The sequence below is a fragment of the Nostocoides sp. genome (assembly GCF_035343835.1).
GTDB classification, from domain to species: domain Bacteria; phylum Actinomycetota; class Actinomycetes; order Actinomycetales; family Dermatophilaceae; genus Nostocoides_A; species Nostocoides_A vanveenii.
On the sequence record NZ_DAOQZV010000159.1, the window covers coordinates 1 to 7,590 of the forward strand.

Below are 7,590 nucleotides of genomic sequence, written 5' to 3' on the forward strand. Positions count from 1 at the left end.
TCTGCAGCAGCTCGCGCAGGTAGACGCGCTCGCTGCTGTACAGATGATGGCTAAGGATGTCGACGATGCCGCGTAGATCGACGCGGAACTGCTCGCGCACGGGGGACTCAAACGGGGCTCACGGGGGCTGGGGGATTCTAGCGGCGACCGCGAGTAACTCTGCTACCGTCACGCGTCGTGGTGTGGTGGAGACGCGTCGATTCCGACGAGAGCGAGGCGACCCCGGGCGGTGGTGGGCCCGTGACCGGGCCGCCCGAACCGGATGATTGCCCGGGCGCCTACTGGCTGGGCGGGGACCAACGCGCAGGTGAGCGACCCGGTGCCAGCGCCGAACCGGCGCCCCCGGATCCTGTCCCGGAGGGGCAGCCGGCAGTCCCCCTGGAGGCTCCAGAGGTCCCATCGCCCGCTCTGGCGGTCGAACCGCGGGCCGCCGGGGACACGCCAGGATCCCCGTCGCACTCCCAGGTCGCCGACGTTTCGGCCCAAACCTCCCCCGAGAGGCACGCTCCCATGGCTGACTACCAGTCCTCCCTCAACGAGGCGATGCAGATAGACGGCGCCCTCGGGGCCGCTCTCGTCGACTCCCAGAGCGGGATGGCGCTCGCCACCGTCGGCAACCCCGACGGTCTCGACCTCGGTGTCGCCGCCGCCGGCAACTCCAATGTCGTCCAGGCCAAGCTGCGCACCATGCGCGACCTGGGCCTGAACCAGAAGCTCGAAGACATCCTGATCACGCTGGAGACCCAGTACCACATCATTCGCACCTTCTCGCGCGAGGAGGGCATCTTCCTCTACCTCGTGCTGGACAAGGCCCGCTCCAACCTGGCCATGGCACGGTTCAAGCTCGCGTCGATCGAGAAGCAGCTCGTCATCTGACCTGCCGCTTCGACCGGGGCCGGCACGCCGGGACGTCACTCGACGCCCGCGCGCCGGCCCCGGTCGTTTGCGCCGGCGGCCGGCTCCGGACGGTCAGCGCACCGCGATCGTGGGCGCCGGCGAGCTGACCGTATGCCCGATCACGGTCCCCCCGGGGATCTCCCCGGCGAGCAGGAGACCGCCGCTAGTCTGGGCGTCGGCGAGGACGAGTAGGTCGTCCTCGGTGATGTGGCTGATCGCGCTCAGGTGTGGGCGGACCCAATCGAGATTGCGCCGTGACCCCCCGGGCACATAGCCCGCGGCCAGCGATGCGCGCACATCGGGCAGGAGCGGGACGGCTTCGAGGTCGATGACGGCCCCCACCCCGCTGGCCCGGCACAGCTTGAACAGGTGCCCGAGGAGCCCGAATCCGGTGACATCGGTCGCGGCCTCGATCCCAGCCGCCAAGGCGGCCCGCGACGCGCCGGCGTTGAGGGTGGTCATCGACTCGATGGCTGCCGCGAAGACCTCGCCGGTCGCCTTGTGCCGGTTGCCGAGGATGCCGACGCCGAGCGGTTTGGTCAGGGTCAACGGCATACCGGGCAGGGCGGTGTCATTGCGCAGCAGGCGATCGGGGTCGGCGAGACCCGTGACGGCCATCCCGAAGACCGGCTCCGGGCCGGTGATGCTGTGCCCGCCGCCGACCGGGCAACCAGCCGCGCTTGCCACGTCGAGAGCGCCGCGGAAGACCTCGCGCACGAGGTCTGGCGCGTCCAACTCGGCGGGCCAGGCGAGCAGATTGATGGCCAGAATCGGTTCCCCGCCCATGGCGTAGATGTCCGAGAGCGCATTCGCTGCAGCGATCCGTCCCCAGTCGTATGCCGAGTCCACCACCGGAGTGAAGAAGTCCGCCGTCGAAAGCACGGCCCGTCCGCCGGCGATGCGCACGGCCGCGGCATCGTCGCCGGTGTCGAGGCCGACGAGGAGGTCGGGGTGCGCCTGCCCACTCAGACCAGCGACCAACTCCTCGAGCCGGCCGGCCGGGAGCTTGCAGGCGCAGCCACCCCCCGCGGCATAGTGCGTCAACCTGATCACGACCCAAACCCTACGCACCTTAGGGTGGTCGGCAGGGAGGTGTGTGGGTTCCTGGTGGTCCCCCCGGTCTTCAAAACCGGTGTGCGGCGGCAGCCGTCGCAGGCGGGTTCGATTCCCGTCCACCTCCGCCACCGACGAGGCACGCCGACGGCAACCAACCGGGACGCTGCGGCGTCACAGGCACAAGGGTGCAGATGGGAGCAGGGTCAGTGACGACAACGGATCCGCGCCGGGCGATCCCGCGCACGGACGTGCTGCTCGCCGATCCCGCGCTCGCTGCCGCGATCCCCGAACTCGGTATGCCGCGAGTCCGGGCCGCCGTCCGCGCCGCGCAGGCTCGGGCCCGGTCCGGCGAGATCGGCCCGGACGAAGTAGCCGGTTCGGCCCGATCGGAGATCGCCCACGCGCGAGAGGTGCCGATCAGCCTGCGGCGAGTGCTGAACGCGACCGGAGTGCTCGTGCATACCAATCTCGGCCGCGCTCCTCTGACCGAGGCGGCGATCGAGGCGATCCGGGTGGCGGCGGGGTACGTCGACGTCGAGTTCGATGTGGGGACCGGTGCGCGCGCCCAGCGGGGGCGGGGGGCGTTGGATGCCCTGATGTCCGCCGTGCCCGGCGCCAAGGCTGCGCTGGTCGTCAACAATGGCGCGGCAGCCCTTGCTCTGGCGGCGAGCGCCTTGGCCGCGGGGCGCGAGGTCGTGGTGAGCCGGGGCGAGCTGATCGAGATCGGCGACGGCTTCCGCCTGCCGGACCTGCTGGAATCGACCGGCGCACGGCTGCGCGAGGTGGGGACGACCAATCGGACCCATCTGGCGGACTACCGGGCCGCGGTCGGTCCGGACACCGGCTTCGTCCTGAAGGTGCATCCCAGCAACTTCCGCGTCACCGGCTTCACGCGCACAGTCGGATGCGCCGAGCTGTCACATGCCTTGTCGGAGAACGAGATTCCCCTTGTGGTCGACATCGGGAGCGGCCTCCTGCAGTCGGATCCGATGCTTCCCGAGGAGCCCGACGCGGCGTCCACGCTGGCCGACGGGGCCGACTTGGTGACGGCGAGCGGCGACAAGCTGCTCGGGGGCCCGCAGGCCGGGATCGTGCTCGGGCGGGCCGATCTGATCGAGCGGTTGCGGCGTCACCCATTGGCACGCGCACTGCGCGTGGACAAGCTGACCCTGGCCGCCCTGGAGTCCACCCTGACGGGGCCGCCGACTGGCGTCGAGCGCGCACTTCACACGTCTGCCGATGAACTGCATTCGCGCACAATCGGATTCGCTCGGGCCCTCGGCGACATCGACGCTGAGGTCGTCGCTGCCACGGGCGCCGTCGGCGGTGGTGGCGCGCCCGGCGTCCCGCTCCCCGGGTGGGCGGTGGCGATCCCCGAGACGTATGCCGTGCCCCTGCGCACGGGCCGGCCGTGCGTGGTCGCGCGCACGCACGCCGGCCGGTGTCTCATCGACTTGCGTTGCATCGATCCCGTCGACGAGCCGGCATTGGCCGCCCGCGTGCGGGAGATCGCCGAAGGGGGAAGTTGATGTTCGTCGTCGCCACCGCGGGGCATGTCGACCATGGCAAGTCGACGCTGGTTCGCGCGCTGACCGGCATGGAGCCGGATCGGTGGGCGGAGGAGCGACGGCGCGGCCTGACCATCGACCTGGGTTTCGTGTGGACGACCTTGTCCGGCTCGGGTGATGTTGCCTTCGTCGACGTCCCGGGCCATCGACGCTTCATCGGCAATATGCTCGCCGGGCTCGGCCCGGTGCCCGTGGTGCTCTTCGTCGTCGCCGCGGACTCCGGCTGGTGCGAGCAGTCGGCCGAACACCTGCAGGCGATCGACGCGCTCGGGATCCAGCATGGCGTGCTGGCGGTCACCCGCAGCGATCTGGCCGACCCCGCGCCCGTCCTCGCCGACGCGACCTCGCGGATCGCCAAGACGTCCCTGGGCGAGGTCGCGTCAGTCGCAGTCTCGGGGCTGACCGGCGATGGCCTGGAGGATCTGCGCGCCGCGCTCGATGCCGCGTGTTCGCTTGTGCCGGAACCCGATCCGAGCGCTCGGCTGCGCCTGTGGATCGACCGGGCGTTCACGATCCGCGGCAGCGGGACGGTCGTCACCGGGACGCTGGGTGACGGGACGCTTCGGGTGGGTGACCGGGTCGAGGTGGCGGAGCAGGCATACGTCGTGCGCGGGCTGCATACGCTGGGCACGGCGGTCGAGATGGTGACCGGGCCGGCGCGCGTGGCCGTCAACGTCCGCGGGCTCTCGCCCGATGACGTCGTCCGTGGCGACGCCCTGCTGACGCCCGGCGCGTGGGCTCAGACGTCCGCGATCGACGTCCGCGTCGATAGGCCGGCGACCGACCTTCCCACGCATCTGACCCTGCACGTGGGCTCGGCCGCCGTGCCCGCCCGGGTCCGTTCGCTGGACGGCGCGTATGCGCGGGTGAGCTGGGAAGGGACCTTGCCGTTGGAGCGGGGCGATCGGGCGATCCTGCGCGACCCCGGCGACGACGGCGTCCTGGTTGGTGCAGAAGTGCTGGACAGCGCACCGCCTTCCCTTCGACGACGTGGCGCCGCTTCGGCTCGGGCCGCGGAACTGGCTGCGCTGGAAGGAAATCAACTAGACCCCCTTGCCATCGAGGTGGCCCGGCGCGGGATTCTCGGGTTGCGCGATGCCGCTCTGCTGGGATTTGAGGCGCCGACGCTTGCAGACCTCCTCGGTCACGGGCGCGACGGGCTCGAGGCGGCTGTCGGTGTGGCGACGGCTCCCGTTGTGATGGCGGGCGATGCCCTGGCCGGCATGGTCCGGCTCGGTGAATATCTCGTCTCGATCGACCATCTCCGCGGCTGGGAGAAGCGCCTGCTGGAGGTGGCGTCGACGCGCGCGCGCACCCACTTGCTCGATCCGGCGTTGTCGCTGGAGTCGGCCCGTCGCGCGGTGGGGATCCCGGACCTCGGGATGGTCAAGGCCGTCGCCGGCCTGGCGGGCCTGCAGGTGGCCGGCGGCCGGGTTCGACTGCCCGGTGCCCGTCCCGCCTTAGGCCAGGCGCAAACGGCGTTGGACGAAATCCTCGATCGGCTCGCCGAAAGTCCTTGTGCCGCACCGGAACAGCCCGAACTCGATGCTGCCGGGCTGGATTCGGCGCACCTCGCGGCAGCCGAGGCGGACGGTCAGATCGTCCGGCTGCCCGGCGACATCGTCCTCGCTCCGGATGGCCCGGCGCGAGCCATGCGGGTGCTCGCCGGACTCCCGCAACCCTTCACCACCAGCCAAGCCCGCGCCGCCCTCGGCACCACCCGCCGCGTGGTCATCCCCCTGCTCGAGCACCTGGACGCGCGCGGCTGGACCCGCCGCATCGACACCACCCATCGCGAGGTCGTCACCCCCGCCCGCTCCACGTGACCCGCCGCGTGGGACTCAACAGCCCGGGACAGGCACCGTTCCAGGCAGACCCGACTGGGCAAGCCACCACGTCACCACACCCAGGGCTGTTGTCCCGGATGCGAAGCTGCCACTACTGGGCTCGACGGCCATCGCCACCGCGAGGGTGACCCCGTTCAGCTTGATCAGCCCGAATTGCCGGACGAGGTAGCGACCCGCGGGATTCGGACCCCACCCGCCCTTGAAGGCCGCACCGTCGAAGCGGCCAAGGCCCCAATGCTGTTCTGGCACGACCTTTCCCATCGTTGCGAGGATGGCTCGGTCAGTCCGGTCGGGGCTACAGGAGAGCGCGGCCGCGACTCGGACTTGAGCCTCGAGCGACCACATCGTCTGACCGAATGGTGTGAAGGGCGGGCGCACACGGCTGGCCTGAACACGGGTCTCGTCATCACCGAGCCGGCGCAGCTGGTCATCCACCAGCGCGGCCGCAGTCTCTCCGCCGCCGAGGTTGGCCCATAGCGCCTCGGCCGCTGCGTTGTCGGAGCGCGTCAACGCGGCCTGGATGAGCTGTTGCGTTTCGCCGGTCGGGTGGCGGCCGGCGGCAATGGCGACGGGTACTTTCGAGGTCGACCAGGCCGGGCCGGTGCGCCACGTCCCGAGCGTCCGAATCAGCCCACCACGGCCCACGACCGCATATGCCACCCCGACCACGCCCAGGCCCCGAGTCGCTTCCTCGAAGCTCGCCGCCACCTCGGCCGGCGCCCCCCGGACCTCCCACGATCCGGTCGCAGAGGGGGCGGACGTCGTTGACTCGGCTGGGGAAATCGTCGTGACCGATCCGGACGGAGCCTGCGACCGAGCCGGCGTCAGCCGGGGCACACCGGTTGATGAAATGGGTGTGCTGGCCGAGTTCGGGCCGGCGGTCGGTGACGACATTGCCACCGGATGGAGCCGGTCGTAGCCGATCACAATGGCCGGTCCGGCCGCCAGGGCCACGATGGCGAAGACCATCACTCGCGCTACGGGCAGAGCCCGGAAGCGCGGGCGCCGCGACCGAGTGCGGTTCACGCTCAGCCGGCATCCTGGTAGGACGCGATGTAGACCACCGCGTTGTTCCCGCCGCGGCACATCACCGGGTTGGTGTCGGTGCACGTCATGACGTAGTCCTTCTTCGTTATGGGGCTGTGTGCGCGGATCTTCAGGGTGCCGACGACGTCGTCCGAATAGCGCTTAGAACCGAGAGCGCGGACATATGCCGTCCGTACGGCTTCCGCAAACGGACAACTGGTGACGTCATTCCCCCTGTATGCCGTCGAGAGGCGACTGTCGTCGAAGGCCCGACAGGCCGTCGCGGATTCCAGCATGGTGATTACCCGCCGTTCGGCAGTCGCGCCCGAGTTCGAGTGGGTCGAAGCGGCCGACGTCGACTCGACGGCGCCTGCGCTCGAGGGCGACGTCGGCTGTACGGCCGTGGCGCTGGAAGCGGGTGCATTCGAGTGCGTGGCCGAGAGCGGATCGGCGGATCCGCGAAGCAGCAGGTAGCCCCCCGCACCCATCCCCCCGAGTACCAGGGCTGCCAGTCCAGCAATCAGCCCACGCCCGGGGTTCGACGTGCGGGACGGCGGAGTCGGGCTTGTCTCGATTCCGTGCGTCCAATGAGGTTCCTCAGCAGAAGGGCCCGGTGTCCGGTGTGCACGACCCGCTGGCGATTCTCTCGGGTGCCCGGGGGCCGGGGCCAATGCGAGCGCTCTCGGCGAACCGCAACCGCCGCAGAAGTCGGAATCAGGTGACAGCGCATCTCCGCAAATAACGCAGGTAGCCATCGTCAGTCTCCCGGCGGGATGAATCGCCGCGGTATGCAGACGTTTTCGCGATCCCTACCACTGAGTTCGGGGTAGATCTGCGCGCAGAAATACTGTCCCGACTCGACGTTGCTGATGCCGCCTGGGTCCGTGAGCGTCACCCAGATCGTCCGGTTCTCGGGGCGCTGTCGGCTCCCGAAATCGCTGGCGAGAAGCATCATGGTCGGATAGCCGTACCCCGCCATCCGCTGTTCCAGGTCGTGGTACTCGGCCACGATGTCCGGGTAATAGAAGACATGGCTGCCGTTGGCGGCGACGAGGCTCTTGTCCGACACCCCGTTGAACTTGCTGGCCAACTGGATCACCCAGCGGCCGTCCAGTCGCAGGCCCGCCAGACCGTCCCGGCGCAGCGACTTCAGCTCGGCGAGCGCGATCGCGCCGGGTGACCTGGTCTCGCTGGTT

General features: G+C 70.1%; 7 protein-coding genes and 1 tRNA gene. 4 read left to right on the top strand and 4 right to left on the bottom strand.

Annotation, left to right across the window (positions count from 1 at the left end):
• Positions 1-510: 510 nt before the first annotated feature.
• Entirely contained in the window at positions 511-876 is a 366-nt protein-coding gene (locus tag PKH97_RS11395; protein WP_324387561.1) for a hypothetical protein, read from the top strand.
• A 93-nt stretch (positions 877-969) separates the two neighbouring features.
• On the opposite strand, the gene selD is transcribed toward PKH97_RS11395, so the two are convergent.
• Positions 970-1,950: a selenide, water dikinase SelD gene (gene selD, locus PKH97_RS11400; protein ID WP_324387562.1), complete on the bottom strand. Its 981-nt coding sequence runs from the start codon at positions 1,948-1,950 to the stop codon at positions 970-972.
• Positions 1,951-1,985: 35 nt separating this feature from the next.
• Here selD and PKH97_RS11405 point away from each other — a divergent pair.
• From PKH97_RS11405 to PKH97_RS11415, 3 genes are all read left to right on the top strand, one after another.
• A tRNA-Sec gene (locus PKH97_RS11405) sits at positions 1,986-2,081 on the top strand.
• Positions 2,082-2,144: 63 nt separating this feature from the next.
• Positions 2,145-3,482 carry an L-seryl-tRNA(Sec) selenium transferase gene (selA, locus tag PKH97_RS11410; protein ID WP_324387563.1) on the top strand — a complete coding sequence of 446 codons (1,338 nt, stop codon included), beginning with the start codon at positions 2,145-2,147 and terminating at the stop codon, positions 3,480-3,482.
• Positions 3,482-5,347 carry a SelB C-terminal domain-containing protein gene (locus tag PKH97_RS11415; RefSeq protein ID WP_324387564.1) on the top strand — a complete coding sequence of 622 codons (1,866 nt, stop codon included), beginning with the start codon at positions 3,482-3,484 and terminating at the stop codon, positions 5,345-5,347. Before selA ends, PKH97_RS11415 begins: the two co-directional genes overlap by 1 nt.
• 15 nt (positions 5,348-5,362) lie before the next feature.
• On the opposite strand, the gene PKH97_RS11420 is transcribed toward PKH97_RS11415, so the two are convergent.
• The 3 genes from PKH97_RS11420 to PKH97_RS11430 all read right to left on the bottom strand — a co-directional run.
• Positions 5,363-6,394 (bottom strand): hypothetical protein, encoded by a 1,032-nt coding sequence (locus PKH97_RS11420; protein ID WP_324387565.1) that lies wholly within the window; start codon positions 6,392-6,394, stop codon positions 5,363-5,365.
• A 2-nt stretch (positions 6,395-6,396) separates the two neighbouring features.
• Positions 6,397-6,690: a hypothetical protein gene (locus PKH97_RS11425; protein WP_324387566.1), complete on the bottom strand. Its 294-nt coding sequence runs from the start codon at positions 6,688-6,690 to the stop codon at positions 6,397-6,399.
• A 461-nt stretch (positions 6,691-7,151) separates the two neighbouring features.
• A partial coding sequence (locus PKH97_RS11430) for a hypothetical protein (RefSeq protein WP_324387567.1) occupies positions 7,152-7,590 on the bottom strand: 439 nt, incomplete at its 5' end.

Excerpts from the sequence above, each read along its gene's own strand:
- PKH97_RS11395 (WP_324387561.1), top strand. The coding sequence starts at position 511 with ATGGCTGACTACCAGTCCTCCCTCAACGAGGCGATGCAGATAGACGGC.
- selA (WP_324387563.1), top strand. The coding sequence starts at position 2,145 with ATGGGAGCAGGGTCAGTGACGACAACGGATCCGCGCCGGGCGATCCCG.
- PKH97_RS11415 (WP_324387564.1), top strand. The coding sequence starts at position 3,482 with ATGTTCGTCGTCGCCACCGCGGGGCATGTCGACCATGGCAAGTCGACG.
- PKH97_RS11425 (WP_324387566.1), bottom strand. The coding sequence starts at position 6,690 with ATGCTGGAATCCGCGACGGCCTGTCGGGCCTTCGACGACAGTCGCCTC.